We start from the raw sequence: 20,536 nt of genomic DNA on the forward strand, positions 1-20,536 counted from the left end.
AATCGAAAAAAGCGATTATAAAAGGTGGGTATTATGGAAATTAAACAACTGATTACTTTTAAGTATGCAGCGGAAAATTTAAACTTCACCCAGACTGCAAAAATATTGAACTTTGCACAATCCAGTGTAACCGCTCAAATGAAAGCTCTTGAAGATGAAATTGGCAAACCCTTATTTGAGCGTCTTGGAAAACGATTGATTCTAACGGAGGCAGGACATCAATTTAAACAATATGCGGAAAAGATGATTAAACTAAGCGAGGAAGCCATTATGGCTGCAAACGGAAATGATGAAACAACTGGCACCATTACAATTGGAGCTCAAGAGAGTCAGTGCACCTATCGACTGCCCCCCATTCTTAAGGAGTTCAAGGCTTCCTTTCCAAAAGTGAAACTCGTTTTTAAACCTGCACACTCTGACGAGATGGCGAGAAAACAGCTGATGGAGGGGGTATTAGATGTTGCTTTTATTATGGATGCAAGTAAACCTGAAGGTTCGTTAAAAGTCGAACAACTTATCGAAGAAAAGTTAAAATTGGTTGTCGCACCAAACCATCCCAAATCAGTGCTTTCAGTGAACGATCTTAAAGATGAGACTCTTTTGCTTACAGAAGCAGGGTGTTCTTATCGTATGATGCTTGAAGACACCCTTAATTCAGCAGGGGTATACCCTTTGGATAAAATAGAATTTGGAAGTATAGAGGCAATCAAACAATGTGTCATTGCCGGACTAGGCATAGCATTATTACCGGAGATGGTAGTGAAAAACGATATTAAAGAAGGAAAAATAAAGGAAATAGCATGGAAGTCACTACAATCCCCGCTTTTTACTCATATTGCCTGGCATAAGGACAAATGGCTAAGCGCTCCTTTAGAAGCATTTATTCATTTAACTCGGAAGACATTTTTGTCATAATACTGCTAAAAAGGACTGTTTCGACAGTCCTTTTTAGCAGTATTATGAAGAAATTCAAGGTGTATTTTTTACAATTTCCTTCTTTAAGGTGCAAGGATCTATAAAGTTAAAAAATTCAACGAGAATCGATTCTTAATTTTGTTGGGACTTGAGAAAAAATAAAATGTGTAACAGTGGATGCATATGGACTTACAGCATCAATAAATTCTTCTGCTTTGGCGAGGGTCTCAAATTGCAATTTAAGCATATAACAGGCTTTTCCGGCTACCCGGTAACAAAACTCTACATTTGGAAGACCTTCAATGAAATTCTTAAAGGCTTGATAATCTCCGTTTTTAATTGTTGCTTCTATTATACATTGGATGGGAAATCCTAATTTTTCATAATCAACTTCTAACGTGTAGTTTTTTATTATCCCAAATGATTCCATCTGTCTTACTCTTTCAGTCACGGAAGGGGAAGATAGGTTAATTCGCCTCCCAAGTTCACTCATGGAAAGACGGCTATCCTCACTTAACTCTTGTAGAATTTTTTTATCAATTTCATCTATTTTCATCTTTAATAAAATCCCTTCTATTACGTTAAATATTTAATTTATAAATCAGAATTACATGTTTTATTTAATGTGAAATGAAATTTTTATACTGTATATTTAATATAACAAGGAGGTTGTGTAATGGCAAGAATTAATGAATCAATTTACGGAGAAACACCTTTTCAGAAGCTTTTAGGACACAACAAAGAAGTGATGGAAGCATGGTCACAGTTAGGCGAAGCATTAGAAAAAGACGGACTTCTATCCTCGCAATTAAAGGAACAAGTTAGAAGAACATTAGCACAAAAAAATGGTTGTGAATATTGTAAAGCAAAAGGGAAACCCGAACCTCATTTATTTACGGAACAAATGTCTGTTGCTGTAGGTTTTGCTGAAGTCTTTTTAAAAGAAAAAGGAGATGTCCCAGATTCTGCCTTTAAAATATTGAGGGAGTATTTTTCTGAAGGGCAAATAAGTGAGCTTTGTGCGTTTATTACCTTTACCACTGCACAACAGTATTTTGGTGCAATATTATCTTTAAAGCCTGTTTGGAGGAGGTTGTGAACGGAGATGCACACTAAAAGACGGAGAGATTATTTTCTTGAAATAGTTAGAGCTATTATATTTTATAAATGAAATTAAAAAGTTCCTTGTGATCAGTATAGGAGTTTGGGATTAATTGGAACTTGCGAATTGCAAACAAAGGTAACATTAAGAGCCCGAACATGCCCGTATACTGTATCATGGCAACTAACCGAAAAAGAAGCTTCTCACATGAGAAGCTTCTTTAACAAACTATACGCTTTGTGTTAACTCTGTTTTTGCAGTTTTTCGTTGTTTTTTCGATTTCCTGAAATAAAGCAGTTCATAGAACACGGGAACAATAAATAGTGTCAAGACTGTTGCTACAGCAAGTCCGCCTATAACGACAACAGCTAGCCCTTTTGAAACAAGACTTCCTGCTTCAGCGTGTGTAAACAATAGCGGCAGCATAGCACAAATGGTTGCAACCGCAGTCATAAGTATTGGACGTGTTCTTGTCGCTGCTGCTTCCACAATGGCTTCACGTATGGACATATGTTCCTCATTTTGTTTAATTTTATCAATTAACACAATGGCATTCGTTACAACAATTCCTATCAGCATTAATGCGCCTAGAAGAGCAGTCGAATCAACGGATACTCTCGAAACAACCAGACCAAGAACAGCGCCGATGGAAGCAAGTGGTAATGTCATTAGAATCGCAACAGGTGTCCGGAGTGTTTTAAATGTAATAACCATAATTAAATAAACTAAACCAATGGAAATCAGCATTACTAACCCTAAATCAGCAAAATCGCTTGCTTGCTGAGTAACTGCACCGCCTTTTACGAGCTTAACATTCTTAGGAAGGTTCAACTTATCGAGCTTCTTATCTATATCGGTTGAAATAACGGAGAGCTTTTTAGGATTTACCTCTGCACTGATGCGAATATATTCTTTTCCATTTTTATGGAGCACTGTACTGCTTTGTGTTACCTTCTCTATTTTAGCAATAGAAGAAAGGGGAACCATTCCTGTTTGGGTTGCTATTTGTATCTTATCCAAATCGTTTTTCGATGTCGGATTAAGATTGGTGTCCATCACGACGGAGGTTTCTTTTCCGCCTATTGTCATATTTCCAATTGGTGTTTTGTTCAATAATCCATTTAATTGCATTGCAATTTGCCCTGTATTAGCTTTCGTCGGGTCCACAACAAATTGATAGACTGGCTTCTTCTCTTCTGCATTGGAGGAGACTTTCTTAACACCCTTCGTCCCATCCATTAGCTTAATCATATCATCGGATGCCTTTAACAGCTTTTCTCGGTCCGGACCTTCAAGATCGTAGGTAATTGCCGTTTGACTTGAACCCATAAAGGATGCTGTAGATGCTTGAATATCAGCATTTGGATAGTCTTTTTTCAATGCATTTACATCTTTCATAAAATGATCGGCATTGGCATTATCTTTCATGATAACCGTGAAAGTGGTTTGTGTAGGATTAGATACCTGACCCCATTTTGCTTGTTCTTCGCTATTTCCCTGTTGAGTGATAATAGATTGATAACCTTTTAACTTTAACAGCTTATTTTCAAAAGCGAGTCCGTTGTCTTGCACTTTTGCTATTGGTGTGTCACTTGGATATGTCATTGTAACAGACACCATCGTTGTATCATCTGCACTAACGGAACCTTTTGGAAGCACGGTATAAAGGGTAATAGAGCCTGCAAACACAATAATTGCAAAGAGTACTGGTACCCATTTATGATTGAGGTTCCATTTTAAAATATTCATATAACGCTTAGGTTCTTTATGTTCTGGAAGTTTCGCCTTTTTTAACAGACCAAATGACATTAACGGAACAACCGTTAAAGCAACTAATAGAGATGCCAAAAGGGAATAAGTAACCGTTAATGCAAATGGCAACAAGAACGCTTTTAATGAGCTTTGAATCAGACCCATCGGTAAAAACACGGCAATAGTCGTAAGTGTAGAGGATGTAATTGCCTTACCAACTTCACTCGTAGCTTGCATAACAGTCTCTCTAGAAAAGCCTTCCTTCTGTGTCTTCCGGAAAATATTCTCGACCACCACAATACTATCGTCTACTAACCGTCCAACCGCTACCGCTACTCCTCCCAATGTAAGGATGTTCAGCGTGATACCGGAGCGCCAAAGTAATAGCAAAGTAAGTCCTAGTGAAAGTGGAATGGATACAACGGTGATCAAGGTTGAACGAATATTCCTTAAGAATAGCACGATGACGATGGTCGCAAATAAAGCTCCTAATAATACCTCTCTTAGCATACTATTGACAGAGTCAACTACCATTTTCGAGCTCGAAAACAATATTTCTGCATGTTCTCCTGTACCGGATTTATTAATATCCTCTGCAACTTTTTTAATTTCCTTTCCAACCGTTACTGCACTAGCATTGCTTTCTTTAGTGATAGAAATAGCCATTGCATCTTTTCCATTGACATGGGAGATTCCTTCTTGCCCATTGCTTCTTTGAATATCAGCCACATCTTTTAAATGTACTGCCGGTGCAGCTGGTACTATAGAAGGAAGAACAAGATTTCCTAGTTCATCTATACTTGTAATCTTTCCTACTACTTTAAGGTTACTCATTTGCCCATCAATGCTTTTATCACCTAAAGATACAGAAAGATTTTGTCCTTGTAATAAAGTCATTACAGAATTTATTGATTGCTGCTTAGCAGCTAATTTTTTTAAATTCAATTTCACTTCTACTAGAGGATTATCCTTGCCGTATAGTGCGACATTGCCTACTCCCTTAATACTCTCGAACTTAGGCAATATCTCTTTCTTCAGTTTCTGAAGGTTTGCTTCCCTGGAGCCTTTATCGAAGGCAATAGAAAGTTCTGCAACGGGAATCATCGAGGTATCATACTGAATGATATTTGGTTTCGAAACATTATCTGGAAGCTTTAAATTATTCATAGCATCTTCTACTTGTTTTTTCGCTTCCTTCATATCTGTTTTTGAATCAAAGGAGATGTTCACCTGCGAATAACCATCACCCGTAGTAGATAATACATCGGTTTTGCCTTTAATGGTTGCTAATGCACTTTCAATTGGTTCTGTAACCTCTTGAGTCATTGTTTGTGAATTATATCCTTGCCCTATAGTCGCAACCGTTACCTGAGGATTGTCAGCTTCTGGCATCAACTCCATCGGCAAAATAAAATAACTTCCAATCCCGAGCCCCAACGTTAAAACGGTCATGACAATTAAGGCAGCCTTATTTCGAAAGGACCACTTCGTTAAATACTTCATAAAATCTACATAACCCCTTCCACTTTTTTCTCTTTGTTTGTTATTAGTCGTAATAAAATAACAGTAATTTCCTTACCTGCCAAACAGAGTATAGCATCGTTTATTTATCGTTAAATCCTTTCACAGGTTTATTTTTATCTAAGACTTAAGACTGATGACTTTGGATGTGGTAGATTTATCTTTTATAAAATGGTGAAAGTGGGGCTGGTGATGTTCAAATTAGAACTTTTTAATAGAAAAAATTAACTCGAAAGGTTTTGAACTATTTTTTTAACATAAAGAAAAACCCCCAACGTTAGGAAGGGGGTCATACATTATTATGTTTATTTTATGCTTTATAAAAATTGGAAACTTGAATTCCTGTTCAGCACTGTGCGATATTCCGTAATAAAACCTCCATTATGCGATTTCTTCGTTCTTCATTCCTTTACTCTTAAAACTAAATGAAACCATTGCAATAAATATAGCTATCGCGACAGATGCGGCACCTATCCAACTGACGGTTAGAATCGATGAGCTTTTTGTGACGATGCCGCCAATTCCAGCGGCTGCCGCTATGGCTAACTGTATAAAGGAACCGTACAGGCTTAGTAAGATTCCCGACGCTTCTGGAGCTTGCCAGACCAGGTTATACTGCAGACCAGGACCAGATGACCATGCTGAAAAGGACCATAACATAAGCAGCGGTATAGCAGTAATTGTTGATTTAGCAATTGTAGATAATAACACAAGAGCTATTACATGAATGACCATGCCACCAATAAGTGATCGCGGAATTCCAATCCGATCAGTCATGAATCCGCCGAACTTGGAACCAATTAAAGTAGCGAGACCAAAGGCGAAGAGGGCAATACTCACCTCTCGACCGCTCATAGATGTAACGGTTAGCAGGAAGGGGGAGATATATGAATAAAGCACTGCATATCCTAATTGCCAGAAAAACGTTACACCAAGACCCATTAAGATTTTGGGGTTCTTTAACAAAACGAGTTGCTTGCTTAGAGGAACAGTCACATCGCTATTTGTGGCGGGAATCATATAAATGACAGTGAAGATTGCAAGCAAGCTAAGAACACCGATGCCCACAAATATTACTTTCCAATCATATGCAGTTGCTACAACACGACCAATTGGTACACCGACGATGAAAGCCGCACTGAATCCAATTATAACGGTACCAATAGCTCCTGCCTGCTGTCCTGGTGACGCAAGTTTTGCAGCGGCTGTTTTAGCCGCGATAGCAAAAACACCGCTGCCTACTGCAAGTATAATGCGAGAAACGATTAGAAAGCCGAAGCCAGGAAGGCTGATTGTCATAATACTGCCAATTACCATTAATGATAGTGAAAGAATTAATAATATACGCTGGTTCAATTTTGTCGTCGCCATTATGACAAGTGGAGAACCGAATGCATTGGCAATTGCAAATACTGTGATTAGTTGTCCAGCCAACGATACCGATACACTAGAGTAGGCAGCGACTTTATCTAGAATGCCTGCGATAACGTACTCCGATGTACTGACTATAAAGGTAATGAAAGCAAGTATATAAATTTTAAAGGTATTACTCATATTTTTTACAATTCACCCCTCAACAAAATTCATTCTGGTTAGCTCGATTATTTTTTATGCTCTTTTCTGTGGAATTTAGAGACCAAATGTGTACTGATTTGGTTGGTGGACACAGGATCCCTTATTTGTGACAAAATGGGTTAATTCCTTATGTTTGCGGACACAGGATCCGTTATATTGTCAAAACGCAGTGTTTTCCTTGTGTTTTTTCGTGAATAACGGAATCTGTGTCCGCTTCCCCCTTAAAATAGGGACATTTAATAAGAATAACGGATTCTATGTCCGCTTAGGATATGAAATTATTCGCACAAAGCGATGAACATTCTCTAGATGAAGTTAACCCCCTGTAACTAAAGGGAAAATTTAGTCCTCAACATAAACTTCCCTCGCTAAACTAAAAGCAGACCATGCTTTTGGCCATCCGGCATAAAATGATAAGTGAGTAATGGCTTCGATGGCTACCGCAATTTCTGCGCACCTTCATCTGTTAATCGGCGGACAGTGGTTTCACCAATACCGCTTGAGGCTCCGGCGATGATTACAACTTTATCTATTAATAATGACATTTATTATTTCCTCCTTATAATTCGTATATTTTAGGCTTAAAGCCATTCTTATAAAATAATAGATGCGAAAAATATTCAATATTGATTGATTAATCAACATATGTCTATAATTATAAAAAGAACAAGAAAGCTTTCAATGGTTAAAATATTAAAATCCGTTGATTACTGAACAAATCACTTAAAATTGTTGATTATCTTACGGAAGTTTGGTGACTATATAATGTCGAAAGTGGATAGAAGAATAATTAAATCTCAGGAAGCAATAAAAAAAGCAGTGCTTGAACTGATGTCAGAAAAAAGCTTTGATGAAATTACGATACAAGATATTGCCGATAGAGCGAATGTGAATCGAGGAACTATTTATCTTCATTACTTAGATAAATTTGATCTGTTGGATAAACTGATGGAAGAACATATAAATAATCTAAGGGAAGCGTGCGAATGGGCATGTGATATGGAATGGGTAGATGCTACTATAGTCTTTTTTGAATACTTTGAGAGTAATTACTTATTCTTTTCGACCATGTTGGCAAGTAAAGGAGCACCTTCTTTTCGCAGTAAGTTTCTTGATTTTCTTATTGACGAGTTCAAGGATGAGGTGGACACAACAACTGGAAAAAATGATGGCCTAAGTAAAGATGTTATGGTTAAATTTGTTGGAAATGCTTATGTTGGGGTAGTGGAATCATGGTTAAAGGATGGAATGCCTTCTCCCCCTAATCTGATGGCAGAACAAGTGGGGATTTTATTAGAGAGGATTTTATAAATCAATATTATGAATAACTAGCGGGTGCTTCTCCAGAAGAAGGAGAAGTACTTTTTTTGTGGAAGTAAACATAAAAATGAGGTTTGGTAGGTGTGCGGATAGTCCATACAAATTATATGAGGTAGATCCCCATTTTATTGAGGGAATGAGTAAAGGAATTGTCGCATTCCGAATAAACTCTTCTGATCAAGAAAATATACAAGTAGCATCTCTTATGAAGAAAAATCTTCAAAAACGTAAATGAAAGTTACACCACTTTGCGTTGTTATTGCGTTAATACAAGATAGCTTTTTTAATGAATTGAAAAGGAAAATGGGTTATGGGAATAGTGAAAAAAACTAGTAGCAAAGGGGATGTGGTTATGGGTTCTGTCTTTCATAACGTTCAGAGTGTGCTTGAAAATTATCAATCAGCGGTTCATGAAAAAAATGTGGAGAAATTCTTATCTACATACGCTTCTGACATTCATATTTATGATTGCTGGGAGAACTGGGAATGTATTGGTATTTCCGCATGGAGGGAAAAGGCGACGGAGTGGTTTAATAGTTTGAGTGATGAAGGTGTTTTTCTCAAAGTAGATTTTAATGATTTAGTAGTAGAAGCAGATTCGTATATTGCTTTCGTTCATGGTGCTGTTACATTCGCCGCTCATAACGAAGATTCGGGGGAGAAACTTCGTCAGATTACTAATAGATTTACATTCGGCTTAAAAAAAGAAAATGAGTCATGGAACATTAAACATGAGCATTCATCATTGCCAATCAATATAGAGACTGGGAAGGGAATATTTAATTTAAAGTAAAAACGAAGGGATTGCGGTGGCGATCCTATTTTTTGAACAAATGGACCCTGTTATTTGGCAATTGCTGGGGGATAATTTTACATAATCTGGAGGAATAATCCGTTTATTTGTAGAATTTAGATTTATAAGATGAAAGGAGGAAAAATGAATGATTTCCCAAGACAAAGAAGGAAAAGTATTAGGTATCGCATATAACGTGATTCCAGTAGCGGATTTAGAGAAATCAGCCAATTGGTTTGTCGAACATCTGGACTTTAATATTAGACATAAAATGGAAGAGTCATTAAGTTTATTTATTGGAAATCGGCCCATTCTTCACTTAATTAAAAGTGATCATGATTCAAGAGCAGTATTTGAAGTGGGTGGAAGAAAAAAATGGGTAACTACTTTTTATACAAATGATATAGAAAGTCTTCATGAAAAGCTGCAGTCAAAGCAACTATTAGTCAGCAAAATAAGCTATGAAGGCGAGAATGGTAACTTTTTTACCTTAGAAGATATGGACGGAAATCTATATGATATCTGGGAGCATCATGATTGTGAACTAAATTTTTAAGTGATGTTTGTTTTTATTAAATATAGGTAAGCCTCAAAATTCAAGGATAAATCAAAGAGAAGGTAAATCCTATCAGGGGTAAATTTAATGATCCTCTAGGTATTGCATGTATTAAATCTCGTTCCAAGATACGAACTTACCCCTATTTTGTAGGAAATGAAATTTGTATAAACTATTATGATTTTATTGTTGGGCTTTCATTTTTCATTATTAAAACATAAAAATTTTAGCTAAAGCTTTCATGGATTCCGGGCTGCATTTTTCTGCAAAATACTTTTTAAGCATTTCTTTTGCCTTTTCCTTCTTAACTCCAGTTATAACAACATTATTTTTCCTTGACCATTTGTCCATTGTTTCATAGGAAGTGCTGCTCCAGCCATTTATCTCACCCAGTTCGTTTTGTTTTTGTTTTGTACCGGAGATTACGATATCCATGGTTCCCTGTAGTTCTTGCAAGGCATAGTCAAATGGCTTTTTCTTCTCTTTATCCTTCATGCCGGCTTTTACCCGTAAAACCCTTGTATCTATTCCTTCCTCTTCGCTAATAATCGAGTATAAATCAAGCGCCTCTTTAGATATCATTCCATCTTCATAACGCTGCTTCACGGAGTATTCGCTTCCTAGGACCGTCTTGACTAAAGGCAGTATTTCACGAGATATGAGAATGGCTTTTTTCTTTATAAACTTTCCGTAAGCTGCGATTCCATCAACAGGAAATTGCGCCCGCCATAGCCATGGATCTAATTCTGTTCCCGTGTGCCAGTTTTGCTTCAACGTGATGGTGTCAAGGGAAGGGAAATCAGGGATGAATGAGGCGAGGGGAAGAATCCCAACTTCTTTAACAACTTGCACAGCCTCGTCATAAGTATTTATTTTATATTCCTTCAAGCTATTTTCGCTCCTTTATTTAAAAATTTCATTGCTATAAGAATTCTCCACTTTACGGATATCTCCTTTCATAAACTTCGGCTCAATAAAATAGATATTTTTTATGGAAAAAGGAGTACTCACTTACTTGTAGAATATAAATCTAAATGGAGTTTAAATATAGTAGAGCTGAAGAGAACATTTTACATAGATGAATGAGGTGATTGGATGGAAACCCAGCTATATTTTACATCCCAAATCGGAAAACAAAAGCCTGTAACCGTAACGAATAAGACAACTTCATGTCCATTCTGTAATGTGGAAGAATTGGAGAATATTATCGATCAACAGGATTCCATTATCTTTTTAAAAAATAAATACCCAACTTTACAAAATACGCTACAAACCGTTTTGATAGAAACAGATGAGTGTAATAGCGAGCTGTCGGAATATACTCAAGAACATTTACATAAAGTGATAAAGTTTGGAGTCCGTCATTGGTTAGAGCTAGAGAATAGCGGTAAATTTACATCCGTTCTCTTTTATAAAAATCATGGGCCATTGTCCGGCGGCACCATTAGGCATCCTCATATGCAAATTGTCGGGCTGAAAGACGTCGATTATAAGAAAAATATTAAGACTGAGAACTTTAAGGGAGTTACGATTTATAGAGATCCATCTGTTGATTTTAATATCTCAACCAAACCGATTATGGGTTTTCGCGAAATGAATGTAAATTTGTATGACCGGAACAAAATGAATCGAATGGCTGATTTTATTCAAAAAGCTGTTCAATATTTGTTGCATCATGCCCCGTACCGTTGTGAAAGTTATAATCTATTCTTCTATCACATAGAAAATATTATTAGTTGTAAAATAATTCCTCGATTTCCGGTATCGCCTTTGTTTGTAGGATATGTGATTCCGCAAGTGTCGGATGATCTTGAGATGGTGGCCGAACAGATACGAGAACTTTGTGTAGAGAACGGATTGATTAAATGATGATAGCAAAAATGCTCAAGGCCACAAGTATACAAATATCAATTAGGAATTCAGTATCGTAGCTATTCAGAGGCTGGAGGAAGCTATCGGACTTTAAGCGTTTTGGGGGGGAGATTTATATCGATAAACTAATTATTTTGCTAGTTTGGCTGTTTCCAATTATCTTTGCTATTCATGATTTTGAAGAAATCATTGTAGTGGAGAAGTGGATTGCTAAAAACAAACAGGATCTCGTTCATAAATTACCGAAACGGGCCAAGAACTTTTTTGAAAAAAATTTTGCGATGAAAACCGATCAATTTTCTATTGTAGTTTTTGCTGAATTTATTATTATTTCATTGGCCACTCTTTTTGTTTTTCTTAATGGATTCACAGGTTTTTACAAATGGTTTTATTTAGGCTTGTTCGCTGTTTTATTTCTGCATTCTTTTACACATATCGGTCAAGCAATTTTACTAAGAAGATATACCCCTGGTGTGATAACATCTATCTTCTTTCTAATTCCGTATGGTTTATGGTTTTATAAGGTTGTATTGCAAAAGAATATGATTAGCTATAGTGACATTTGGATTAGTATACCGGTGGGAGTTATTTTGTTCGCTTTATTTTTTCCTGCTTTAATGAAGGCTGCGTCAAAATATTAGATATATTAGGAGCTTATTCATGAAATATATTTAATTTGACTGGGTAAATACGTGATTTGAAGGATGGGTTTAACAGAACAAAAGCATATTTGAACGCTTTTCTTGCTATTGGAATCAGAAATTAGACGATTTATATACCAAATTACCATTATATAAAGCTATTTATTTGCAAAATTCCTGCCTTGTAAAATTAATTCAGGCATAACTCAAAATAATTCGGTCATAACTCAAAATAATTCAGTCACTATTCAAAATAATTCAGTCAATCGAATGAAACGATAAAATAAATAAGGCCAAACTTCTATAACAGCTTGGCCTTACTTCATTATTCCTGCTTTACTCGTAGTTCACCATCTTTTACGGACACCCGCGATGAAATCAATTTTCCACGCCTTAATAAACACTTCTTGTGTAAGGTCCTCTGCTTCCTCACGGCTGTTCACCATTAACAAAATAAACCGATAAATTAAATCGCTATATTCATGGAATAAATCTCCAAGCAACTGGTCCGAACTTACCATGGACGTATTCCTCCTCCAATAATCTGAACATTAGACGTAAAAGAAAGAATTTTGATTCACTTTTTTCTAAAAAAGTTTATGGAGATAATGGGAATGAAATGGTAGTCTAGATATAAAATAGTATAATTATATTGGGTGATAAACTTGAAAAATATATTAGTTGTAGATGATGAAAAGGAAATTGTAAACCTAGTATCTATTTATTTGCAAAATGATGGATTTACCGTTTTTAAGGCATATGACGGTGAGGAAGCTTTAGATATGTTTGCACAAAAGAAAATTGATTTGATCATTTTAGATTTAATGATGCCGAAATTGGACGGGATGGAGGTTTGTCGAAGACTAAGAGAAACGAATACCGTTCCAATCTTGATGCTGAGTGCAAAAGCAGAGGATATGGACAAGGTGCTTGGATTGATGACGGGTGCAGATGATTATATGATTAAGCCTTTTAATCCATTGGAATTAATTGCAAGGGTAAAATCATTACTTCGCCGTTCCTATCAATTCAAACAAGTGGAGCAGGAGGAGCAAAGCGACCTTCTAAATATTAATTCATTAGAAATTAATAGAGCTTCCCATACGGTACTTCATAATGGGAAACCAATTACACTTACGTCAAAGGAATTTGAAATTCTTTACTTACTTGCAAGTAATCGAAGCAGAGTTTTTAGTACGGAGGAAATATTTGAAAGGGTTTGGGAAGAGAAATACTTTGCCTCTAATAATACCGTCATGGTTCATATCAGCAATCTCCGGGAAAAATTAGAGAAGGAGCTGGGGTATAAGCTGATCAAAACAGTTTGGGGAGTAGGGTATAAAATTGAAGAATAGATTTCTTGCCAGAATCCAATTAAGGATTTTAACGCTGATTGCATTAAGTGCACTTTTATCCGCAGCTGTTACTTTTGGACTTTTATTTCTCGCCTACATCCTAAGAGCTACGCATTTTCTCTCATACTCTGTCTTATTAAAGCTGTATTATTTAAATAATTTCCTTGGACTTCATAAAATTTTATATATGGTATGCGGCATTCTATTTTTGATTTTTATTCTGGTTTTAAGCAGAAAGTGGGCAAAGAATTTTGACCAAATCTTAGATGGAACATCCAAAATTTCACAAGGAGATTTTCAATTTCATGTTCCGGTTTATTCGAAAAATGAGCTCGGGGATATTGCACAGAATTTGAACAGTATATCCTCTCAATTGCAGAAATCCATTAAGGAGGAACGGAAAGCTGTTCAGGCAAAAAACGAACTAATTACAAATGTTTCTCATGATTTGCGAACACCATTAACATCCATTATGGGATATCTAAGGCTCATTGAGGAGGATCGATATAATGATGAGGTCGAGCTCCGTTACTATGTGTCCATTGCCTTTGATAAGGCAATAAGATTAGATCGAATGGTGAGCGATTTATTTGAGTATACTCGTGTAAACTTTGGTACCATCCAGCTCGAGTATGCAAGGATTGATTTAGTTCAGCTCTTATCCCAAGTTTCGGCGCAATTTTTGCCGCAGCTGGAAGAACGACAAATGGAAATTCAATTAAAAAGTGAATTTGAGAGTATTTTTATTGAAGCAGATGGAGATAAATTGGTAAGAGTGTTCGAAAATTTAATTTCAAATGGACTGAAATACGGAAAAGAAGGAAAATGCATTGATATAAGGGTTGGAAAAGAAGAAAAAATGGTAGTTGCAGAAGTAGTGAATTACGGGAATCCCATACCAGAGGAGGATTTGCCGTTTATATTTGAACGGTTTTATAGGGTGGAAAAATCCCGTTCCATTGATACAGGTGGATCCGGGCTCGGTTTAGCAATCACGAAAAGCATCGTGGAGCTCCACAATGGAACGATTGAGGCAACAAGCAACAAGAATGAAACCAATTTTAAAATTATGCTTCCAATGGAGAGATTGCCGAATAGCAGGTAATCTCTTTCTGTCTTAAAGGATGGCTTTTTTCAAACCTTCACATCATTAGCTTTTTTTAAGCTTTTCTTTAGAAATCCTTACACGGCATTTAAGTAATTTCCGTTAAAGTTAATATGGGAAAATTTTCAGGGGAGTGAAAGGGATTTGAAGAAGATCTTTGTCCTTATAGCGGTCATAGGAGGTATATTTCTATTTCAGCATTTTGATATGGGAAAAAACATGAAGTTGAATTTCATCCATTCCAATTCAGAAAATCTGCCGATCCAAGGGGAAGCAGGAGTGCTGATGGATGAGGATAACGGGAATATTTTATTTGCAAAAAATGAAAATAAACGCCTTTATCCTGCTAGCACCACGAAAATCCTAACTGCGTTGGTTGCGCTTGATAAAGGAAATCTGAATGATCTGGTGCGGGTGGGGGATGAAGTTTCATTAAGAACTACTGATGAAAGCTCAGCCGGTCTAAAACGAGGTGATGTGATTCCATTAAAGGTTCTTTTGCGAGCAATGCTTCTTCCATCCGGAAATGATGCTGCAAGAACGATTGCTATTTATATCGCCAAGAAAGATAGTGGGAAACCGAATATGAGTCCAGAGGAAGGGATTCACTATTTTGCAGGGTTAATGAACGAGAAGGCGAAGGAAATTGGGGCAACCCACTCGAATTTTGTAAATCCTCATGGGCTTCACGATCCAAATCATTATTCTACTGCAAAGGATTTGGCTATCATTGCAAGAGAGGCAAGAAAAAATCAAGTCTTCCGTGAAATTGTCAGTGAGGAAACCTACAAGGATTCCTTTTTCACCTTTTACAATCGAAACGAACTTGTAAACCGAGGCAGTGACAACTTCTTTCAAGGAGCAGATGGAATTAAAACAGGTTTTACCGATCAGGCGGGACATTGCTTAGTGTCATCCGCGACAAGAGATGGGAAAAACCTTATATCTGTAGTGCTGCATTCAAGCAAGGAAGGGGTTTATAAGGATTCGACTGCCATGCTGAATTATGGATTTCAGCGGGAATATGCGAGTAAATAGATAGAAAAAGGTTAAAAGAACAAGCGGATGTTCTTTTAACCTTTTTTAGTTAATTTTATATAATTTGTAAGTAGTAAATTAAAGTAAATTTAGAATTACGTGAATACTAATGTTATTATATGAATGTTCATAAGCTGTCTTTAGGGGGTGGATTATGTTATTACTTATTGGTGTAGCGGCAGGCATTGTAATATCAGTAATTGGGTCTCTTTTCATTGGAATGATACCTTATTTGTGGTTTCCGGATTTATTTAAGCTATCCATTGTCCAATCTATTTTAGTTTATTTATTCATTACTTTTAAAGTTAAACCGATTATCCCGGGCTCAAAGCTCTGGATATATAGCTTTTTTTCCTCGCTTTTTATTATTCTAATAGGTTTTTTAATTAATGATCGAAATATATTCATAGATCCTAGTTCTTATAATATTGACGATATCATCAAATGGGTGATCATATATTCCATTGGTGGGGCAATAATTGCATCTCCATTAAGCTATGTCATCATTAAGTCAATCTCCCACTTAAAGCAAAAATTATTAATTAAACCGTAAGTTTCAAAAAACTCTTGACTTATTTTAAAAATCGCAATATTATTAGTCTTGCAAGTTCAAAAATTAAATAAAAAACGCTATTACTTATCCAGAGAGGTGGAGGGACTGGCCCGATGAAACCTCGGCAACGGGTTTGCTATTTTTGCAAATACCGTGCTAATTCCTGCAAATCGAGAAATCGATTTGAAAGATAAGAAGTAGAACGGCTTATTATATAAACCCTTCTTCTTATCTTTATATGGATAAGAGGAAGGGTTTTTTGGTTTTTCAAAGGGGAAACTCATGAAAATAGGCCGTCAAATTAATTCTAAAACCAAGTTATCTCATCAGTTTACTTGATTAAAATTCACTTAGGAGGGAATGACAACTTGATTGAAATTAAAAATGTCTCAAAGGTTTATCCAGGGAAGCCGCCGATTCATGCATTAAAAGATATTAATTTGACAATCGATAAAGGATCCATCTTTGGGATCATTGGTTTTTCAGGGGCTGGAAAAAGTACTTTAATCAGATGCCTAAATAGATTGGAAGAACCGACAGAGGGGACAATCCATCTTAATGGATTGGACTTGATGTCATTAAATGAAAAGGAGCTGCGTAAAACCCGCAGGAAAATCGGTATGATTTTTCAGCATTTTAATTTACTTTCTGCTAAAACGGTCTTTGATAACATTGCCATGCCGCTATATTTGGAAGGCAAAAAGAAGAAAGATGTTCAGGCAAAAGTAAAAGAATTGATTGAATTCGTTGGTCTTACTGGGAAAGAAAATGTTTATCCTGGCCATCTGTCTGGAGGGCAAAAGCAGCGTGTCGGTATAGCAAGAGCATTGGTCACCGATCCGGATTTATTGCTTTGTGATGAGGCCACGTCCGCTCTCGATCCTGAAACAACAAAGAATGTTTTGGAGCTTTTGCGCAAAGTAAACAAATCATATAACCTCACGATTGTTTTAATCACTCATGAGATGAGTGTTATTCGAGATTTGTGTGACAAGGTAGCGGTTATTGATAATGGCGAAATCGTAGAGGAAGGGACAGTATATGAAGTATTTACCAATCCACAAAAAACGATTACTCGCAACTTTGTTAATACGGTGTTGCAAAATGAAGTTCCGCCTAGTCTTTCCAAAACACTTTCAAGCGGCAAGTATTATCGACTTGTCTTCTTGGGTGACAGAGCAGCAAATCCATTATTATCGGAGGTTTCCAAGAAATTTGACATTCACTTAAATATTCTGTACGGGTCCATAACAGAGCTGCAGGATAGACCATATGGAAACTTGTTTGTTGCATTGGATGGATCACAGGAAGAGAGCAGTAAGGCTATTCAATTTATTTTAGAAAATGGTATAGAGGTGAAGGAGGTTTTACCACATGGAGCTTAATTGGGAGTTTTTCTGGCCGCAGTTTTTGCAGGCGTGCCAAGAAACGTTTCTGACGGTGCTTGGTTCCTTCATTTTTGGAACGATCATCGGATTGCCATTAGGAATTATCCTAGTTGTGACTAGACCTGGGCACATTATGGAAAATAAAGCAGTCTTTACTGTTTTGAATACGATTATCAATATTGTCCGATCCGTACCGTTCATCATTTTGCTTGTTGCAATTATTCCTATTACAAGGCTCGTAACGGGAACTTCAATCGGAGTGGCAGCCGCAATTGTCCCTTTATCGATTTTTGTTGGCCCTTATTTGGCTAGATTAATAGAAAATTCGATGCTGGAGGTAGATAAAGGGGTGCTGGAAACGGCATATGCGATGGGGGCTACGAAATTTCAAATTATCACGAAATTTATCCTTCCTGAAGCTATACCATCATTAATTCTTTCGTTTACCACTGCAACGATTGGTCTAATCGGATCAACGGCAGCAGCTGGTGCCGTTGGTGCAGGCGGGTTGGGAGACTTAGCTATTACATATGGATATCAACGATTTATCACTATTGTTATTGTGATTACCGTTGTATTGCTTGTCGTTATAGTTCAACTAATTCAAAGTTTAGGAAATTCATGGTCAAGATTTGTGAGGAGGAAAAGAGGATGAAAAAGTTTTTTGTTATTTTTGCAGCATTAGTTTTAACCATTTCTGTATTATCAGCATGTGGATCTAGTTCAGCGTCATCAAGTGATGGTAAAACTCGTACGATTAAAATTGGCATCAATGGTGATGACAGTGATCTTTGGAGAATTATTCAAAAACAAGTGAAAGGTGACGGCATTAAGTTAAAAATTATTTCTTTTTCTGATTATGTTCAACCAAATACAGCATTGAATGATGGAAGCCTTGATTTAAATGCATTTCAAACAATCACCTACATGAATCAGTTTAAGCAAGATCATAACTTGGATATCTCAGCAATTGGATCAACCGTTATTGCACCAATGGGACTTTACTCAAATAAATACAAAAATTTAAGCGATATACCAAATGGAGCAACTATTACGATTCCAAATGATGTAACAAACGCAGGCCGTGCCCTTAAACTTTTACAATCTGCAAAGCTAATCAAACTAGTAGATAACTTTGACCCTAAAGGAACCATAGATCAAATTAAAGAAAATCCAAAACACTTAGTAATTAAACCGATTGCCGCTGGACAAACGGCAAGATCATTAGACGATGTTGCCGGAGCTGTGATTAACAATGGTTTTGCCGTACAGGCAGGATTGGATCCATCAAAAGATCCGCTTTATAAAGAAGATCCAAATGATAAAGCAGCAATGCCTTATATCAATGTCATTGCAGCACGTACAAAGGATAAAAACGATAAAGACTTTTTGAAAATTGTAAAGGCATACCAGTCAAAAGAAGTACATGATTACATTATCAAACGTGATAAAGGGGCTACCGTACCTGTTACTATTTCGGTTGATAAAATTAAGAATCTATAAATCATTTAAAGAGCCCCAACTAGTTTGGGGCTAAATAATAGAAGGGAGAGCTTGACATGACTGTTAAGGTAGAAACACAAAGAGAGCAAATTGTGAAAAGTATTGAGGATTCTAAGGAAGTATATATCGATGCAAGTCATCGTATCCACGAAAATCCGGAAATCGGAAACCAAGAGTTTTTTGCGTCCGAAACATTGACAGGGATTCTTGAAAAAGCAGGTTTTGAGGTTACTAGAAATGTTGCAGGACATGAAACAGGGTTTGTTGCGAGAAAATCATCCTCCAAACCTGGTCCAAAAATTGCCTATTTAGCAGAATATGATGCTCTTCCTGGTCTTGGTCATGCATGTGGCCATAATATCATTGGAACAACAAGTGTCGCGGCAGGTATTGCGTTGGCAGGAGTAATTGAAGAAACTGGTGGAGAAGTAGTTGTATTTGGTACACCGGCAGAAGAAGGAGGCCCAAACGGAAGTGCAAAAGGCAGCTTTGTGAAACACGGATTGCTGGAGGGGATTGACGCGGCATTAATGGCACATCCAAGTGGAAAAACAGGATTATCCAGTCCATCATTGGCAGTAGATCCATTGGATTTCCATTTTTACGGAAAAGCTGCACATGCAGCGGGTGCCCCGGAAAAAGGGATCAATGCTCTAGATGCTGTTATTCAATTATTTAATGGCATCAATGCACTTCGTCAACAATTATCAACGGATGTACGGATTCATGGAATTATTACTCATGGTGGCGATGCCCCAAACATTATCCCTGAATATGCTTCCGCAAGATTTTTCATCCGCGCAAATACATGGAAGCATACGGAAGAAGTTTCAGGTAAAATCCGTAACATTGCGGAAGGTGCTGCACTGGCAACCGGAAGTACAGTGAAGATTGAAAGATTCCAAAATGAAGTACATGATTTCATTATTAATCATTCATTAGATGAAATAGTAGGGGAAGAATTAGCGCTGCTGGGAGAGTCAGTGGAAGGAAAAGATGGTGGAATTGGCTCAACGGATGCAGGGAATGTCAGCCATGTTGTTCCAACTTCCCACTCCTATATCAAAATCGGACCGGACAATCTAGTTGCCCATACAAATGAATTTCGAGAAGCGGCTGGATCCAAACAAGGAGAACATGCCTTACTAACAGCAGCAAAAGCATTAGCTCTTACCGGATATCGTCTGTTAACAGATAAGGAATTATTAGAAAAAGTTCAGAAAGAATTTCAAGAGGCAGATAAGTAAAGATTAGTGAATGGCCCTGGTCTCAATGGAGGCTGCCGGGTGATAGTCATGCACAACATTAGTTAGAAAAGCAGTTGAAGTTTCCTATAAGAATGCTCTATGGTGCCAAAAGGACAAAAGGAGAAAGGCAGTCAAAGTGTCCTTCCATAATTGCGATGAAGGACAAAATAAAGTAGAATAACCACTCAAGTGTCCTTCACAAAGTCGATGAAGGACACAATTCCATTGCAATCCCCAAGGAATGTCCTTCACAAAGTCGATGAGGGACACGATTCCATTGCAACCCCCAAGGAATGTCCT

At 37.0% G+C, this 20,536-nt stretch carries 20 protein-coding genes and 1 riboswitch; of the genes, 15 read left to right on the plus strand and 5 right to left on the minus strand.

The window, feature by feature from the left end:
- Positions 1-33 precede the first annotated feature (33 nt).
- Positions 34-915: a LysR family transcriptional regulator gene (locus AN964_RS01900; RefSeq protein ID WP_055738097.1), complete on the plus strand. Its 882-nt coding sequence runs from the start codon at positions 34-36 to the stop codon at positions 913-915.
- Between the two features lie 115 nt (positions 916-1,030).
- Here the strand turns inward: AN964_RS01900 and AN964_RS01905 are convergent, their stop codons facing one another.
- Positions 1,031-1,471 (minus strand): Lrp/AsnC family transcriptional regulator, encoded by a 441-nt coding sequence (locus AN964_RS01905; RefSeq protein ID WP_055738098.1) that lies wholly within the window; start codon positions 1,469-1,471, stop codon positions 1,031-1,033.
- 120 nt (positions 1,472-1,591) lie between these two features.
- Here AN964_RS01905 and AN964_RS01910 point away from each other — a divergent pair, with 120 nt between their 5' ends.
- Positions 1,592-2,014, plus strand: coding sequence for a carboxymuconolactone decarboxylase family protein (locus tag AN964_RS01910; protein ID WP_055738099.1), 423 nt, complete (start codon positions 1,592-1,594; stop codon positions 2,012-2,014).
- 231 nt (positions 2,015-2,245) lie between these two features.
- Here AN964_RS01910 and AN964_RS01915 read toward each other — a convergent pair whose 3' ends face one another.
- Positions 2,246-5,272 (minus strand): efflux RND transporter permease subunit, encoded by a 3,027-nt coding sequence (locus tag AN964_RS01915; RefSeq protein ID WP_055738100.1) that lies wholly within the window; start codon positions 5,270-5,272, stop codon positions 2,246-2,248.
- A 399-nt stretch (positions 5,273-5,671) separates the two neighbouring features.
- Positions 5,672-6,844, minus strand: coding sequence for an MFS transporter (locus AN964_RS27440; RefSeq protein ID WP_055738101.1), 1,173 nt, complete (start codon positions 6,842-6,844; stop codon positions 5,672-5,674).
- 786 nt (positions 6,845-7,630) lie between these two features.
- On the opposite strand from AN964_RS27440, the gene AN964_RS01925 reads away from it, so the two are divergent.
- The 3 genes from AN964_RS01925 to AN964_RS01940 all read left to right on the plus strand — a co-directional run bounded on the left by AN964_RS01925 (position 7,631) and on the right by AN964_RS01940 (position 9,534).
- Positions 7,631-8,176 (plus strand): TetR/AcrR family transcriptional regulator, encoded by a 546-nt coding sequence (locus AN964_RS01925; protein ID WP_055738102.1) that lies wholly within the window; start codon positions 7,631-7,633, stop codon positions 8,174-8,176.
- A 361-nt stretch (positions 8,177-8,537) separates the two neighbouring features.
- Positions 8,538-8,978 (plus strand): nuclear transport factor 2 family protein, encoded by a 441-nt coding sequence (locus AN964_RS01935; RefSeq protein ID WP_163258586.1) that lies wholly within the window; start codon positions 8,538-8,540, stop codon positions 8,976-8,978.
- 148 nt (positions 8,979-9,126) lie between these two features.
- Positions 9,127-9,534, plus strand: coding sequence for a VOC family protein (locus tag AN964_RS01940; protein WP_055738105.1), 408 nt, complete (start codon positions 9,127-9,129; stop codon positions 9,532-9,534).
- A 210-nt stretch (positions 9,535-9,744) separates the two neighbouring features.
- Here AN964_RS01940 and AN964_RS01945 read toward each other — a convergent pair whose 3' ends face one another.
- Positions 9,745-10,422: an AlkZ-related protein gene (locus AN964_RS01945; protein ID WP_055738106.1), complete on the minus strand. Its 678-nt coding sequence runs from the start codon at positions 10,420-10,422 to the stop codon at positions 9,745-9,747.
- A 207-nt stretch (positions 10,423-10,629) separates the two neighbouring features.
- Here AN964_RS01945 and AN964_RS01950 point away from each other — a divergent pair, with 207 nt between their 5' ends.
- On the plus strand, positions 10,630-11,403 hold the full coding sequence (locus AN964_RS01950) for a DUF4931 domain-containing protein (protein ID WP_055738107.1): 774 nt from the start codon (positions 10,630-10,632) through the stop codon (positions 11,401-11,403).
- A 137-nt stretch (positions 11,404-11,540) separates the two neighbouring features.
- The gene (locus tag AN964_RS01955) at positions 11,541-12,047 is read left to right on the plus strand and encodes an HXXEE domain-containing protein (RefSeq protein ID WP_055738108.1); all 507 of its coding nucleotides are present in this window, start codon (positions 11,541-11,543) and stop codon (positions 12,045-12,047) included.
- A 347-nt stretch (positions 12,048-12,394) separates the two neighbouring features.
- Here AN964_RS01955 and AN964_RS25290 read toward each other — a convergent pair whose 3' ends face one another.
- The gene (locus AN964_RS25290) at positions 12,395-12,568 is read right to left on the minus strand and encodes an RNA polymerase sigma factor (RefSeq protein ID WP_083489183.1); all 174 of its coding nucleotides are present in this window, start codon (positions 12,566-12,568) and stop codon (positions 12,395-12,397) included.
- 144 nt (positions 12,569-12,712) lie between these two features.
- Here AN964_RS25290 and AN964_RS01960 point away from each other — a divergent pair, with 144 nt between their 5' ends.
- The 8 genes from AN964_RS01960 to AN964_RS01995 all read left to right on the plus strand — a co-directional run bounded on the left by AN964_RS01960 (position 12,713) and on the right by AN964_RS01995 (position 20,236).
- Positions 12,713-13,402, plus strand: a complete 690-nt coding sequence (locus AN964_RS01960; protein WP_187356639.1) for a response regulator transcription factor — start codon at positions 12,713-12,715, stop codon at positions 13,400-13,402.
- Complete coding sequence (locus AN964_RS01965; RefSeq protein WP_055738109.1) at positions 13,392-14,507, plus strand: sensor histidine kinase; 1,116 nt, start codon at positions 13,392-13,394, stop codon at positions 14,505-14,507. The genes AN964_RS01960 and AN964_RS01965 overlap by 11 nt, the downstream gene beginning before the upstream one ends.
- Positions 14,508-14,651: 144 nt before the next feature.
- Positions 14,652-15,545, plus strand: coding sequence for a D-alanyl-D-alanine carboxypeptidase family protein (locus AN964_RS01970; RefSeq protein WP_235950530.1), 894 nt, complete (start codon positions 14,652-14,654; stop codon positions 15,543-15,545).
- Positions 15,546-15,699: 154 nt separating this feature from the next.
- Positions 15,700-16,098: a hypothetical protein gene (locus AN964_RS01975; RefSeq protein ID WP_055738111.1), complete on the plus strand. Its 399-nt coding sequence runs from the start codon at positions 15,700-15,702 to the stop codon at positions 16,096-16,098.
- Between the two features lie 81 nt (positions 16,099-16,179).
- Positions 16,180-16,295: riboswitch (SAM riboswitch) on the plus strand.
- 171 nt (positions 16,296-16,466) lie between these two features.
- Positions 16,467-17,483, plus strand: coding sequence for a methionine ABC transporter ATP-binding protein (locus AN964_RS01980; RefSeq protein WP_055738112.1), 1,017 nt, complete (start codon positions 16,467-16,469; stop codon positions 17,481-17,483).
- Positions 17,473-18,141, plus strand: a complete 669-nt coding sequence (locus tag AN964_RS01985) for a methionine ABC transporter permease (RefSeq protein ID WP_055738113.1) — start codon at positions 17,473-17,475, stop codon at positions 18,139-18,141. Before AN964_RS01980 ends, AN964_RS01985 begins: the two co-directional genes overlap by 11 nt.
- Positions 18,138-18,989 carry a MetQ/NlpA family ABC transporter substrate-binding protein gene (locus AN964_RS01990; RefSeq protein ID WP_055738114.1) on the plus strand — a complete coding sequence of 284 codons (852 nt, stop codon included), beginning with the start codon at positions 18,138-18,140 and terminating at the stop codon, positions 18,987-18,989. The genes AN964_RS01985 and AN964_RS01990 overlap by 4 nt, the downstream gene beginning before the upstream one ends.
- 56 nt (positions 18,990-19,045) lie before the next feature.
- A complete protein-coding gene (locus AN964_RS01995) occupies positions 19,046-20,236 on the plus strand; it encodes a M20 family metallopeptidase (protein ID WP_055738115.1) in 1,191 nt (396 codons plus the stop codon).
- Positions 20,237-20,536: the final 300 nt, after the last annotated feature.

This window comes from Heyndrickxia shackletonii (assembly GCF_001420715.1).
GTDB lineage: Bacteria > Bacillota > Bacilli > Bacillales > Bacillaceae_C > Margalitia > Margalitia shackletonii.

Excerpts from the sequence above, each read along its gene's own strand:
- AN964_RS01950 (WP_055738107.1), top strand. The coding sequence starts at position 10,630 with ATGGAAACCCAGCTATATTTTACATCCCAAATCGGAAAACAAAAGCCT.
- AN964_RS01940 (WP_055738105.1), top strand. The coding sequence starts at position 9,127 with ATGATTTCCCAAGACAAAGAAGGAAAAGTATTAGGTATCGCATATAAC.
- AN964_RS27440 (WP_055738101.1), bottom strand. The coding sequence starts at position 6,844 with ATGAGTAATACCTTTAAAATTTATATACTTGCTTTCATTACCTTTATA.
- AN964_RS01905 (WP_055738098.1), bottom strand. The coding sequence starts at position 1,471 with ATGAAAATAGATGAAATTGATAAAAAAATTCTACAAGAGTTAAGTGAG.
- AN964_RS01985 (WP_055738113.1), top strand. The coding sequence starts at position 17,473 with ATGGAGCTTAATTGGGAGTTTTTCTGGCCGCAGTTTTTGCAGGCGTGC.
- AN964_RS01975 (WP_055738111.1), top strand. The coding sequence starts at position 15,700 with ATGTTATTACTTATTGGTGTAGCGGCAGGCATTGTAATATCAGTAATT.
- AN964_RS01910 (WP_055738099.1), top strand. The coding sequence starts at position 1,592 with ATGGCAAGAATTAATGAATCAATTTACGGAGAAACACCTTTTCAGAAG.
- AN964_RS01995 (WP_055738115.1), top strand. The coding sequence starts at position 19,046 with ATGACTGTTAAGGTAGAAACACAAAGAGAGCAAATTGTGAAAAGTATT.
- AN964_RS01990 (WP_055738114.1), top strand. The coding sequence starts at position 18,138 with ATGAAAAAGTTTTTTGTTATTTTTGCAGCATTAGTTTTAACCATTTCT.
- AN964_RS01935 (WP_163258586.1), top strand. The coding sequence starts at position 8,538 with ATGGGTTCTGTCTTTCATAACGTTCAGAGTGTGCTTGAAAATTATCAA.
- AN964_RS01915 (WP_055738100.1), bottom strand. The coding sequence starts at position 5,272 with ATGAAGTATTTAACGAAGTGGTCCTTTCGAAATAAGGCTGCCTTAATT.
- AN964_RS01900 (WP_055738097.1), top strand. The coding sequence starts at position 34 with ATGGAAATTAAACAACTGATTACTTTTAAGTATGCAGCGGAAAATTTA.
- AN964_RS01925 (WP_055738102.1), top strand. The coding sequence starts at position 7,631 with ATGTCGAAAGTGGATAGAAGAATAATTAAATCTCAGGAAGCAATAAAA.
- AN964_RS25290 (WP_083489183.1), bottom strand. The coding sequence starts at position 12,568 with ATGGTAAGTTCGGACCAGTTGCTTGGAGATTTATTCCATGAATATAGC.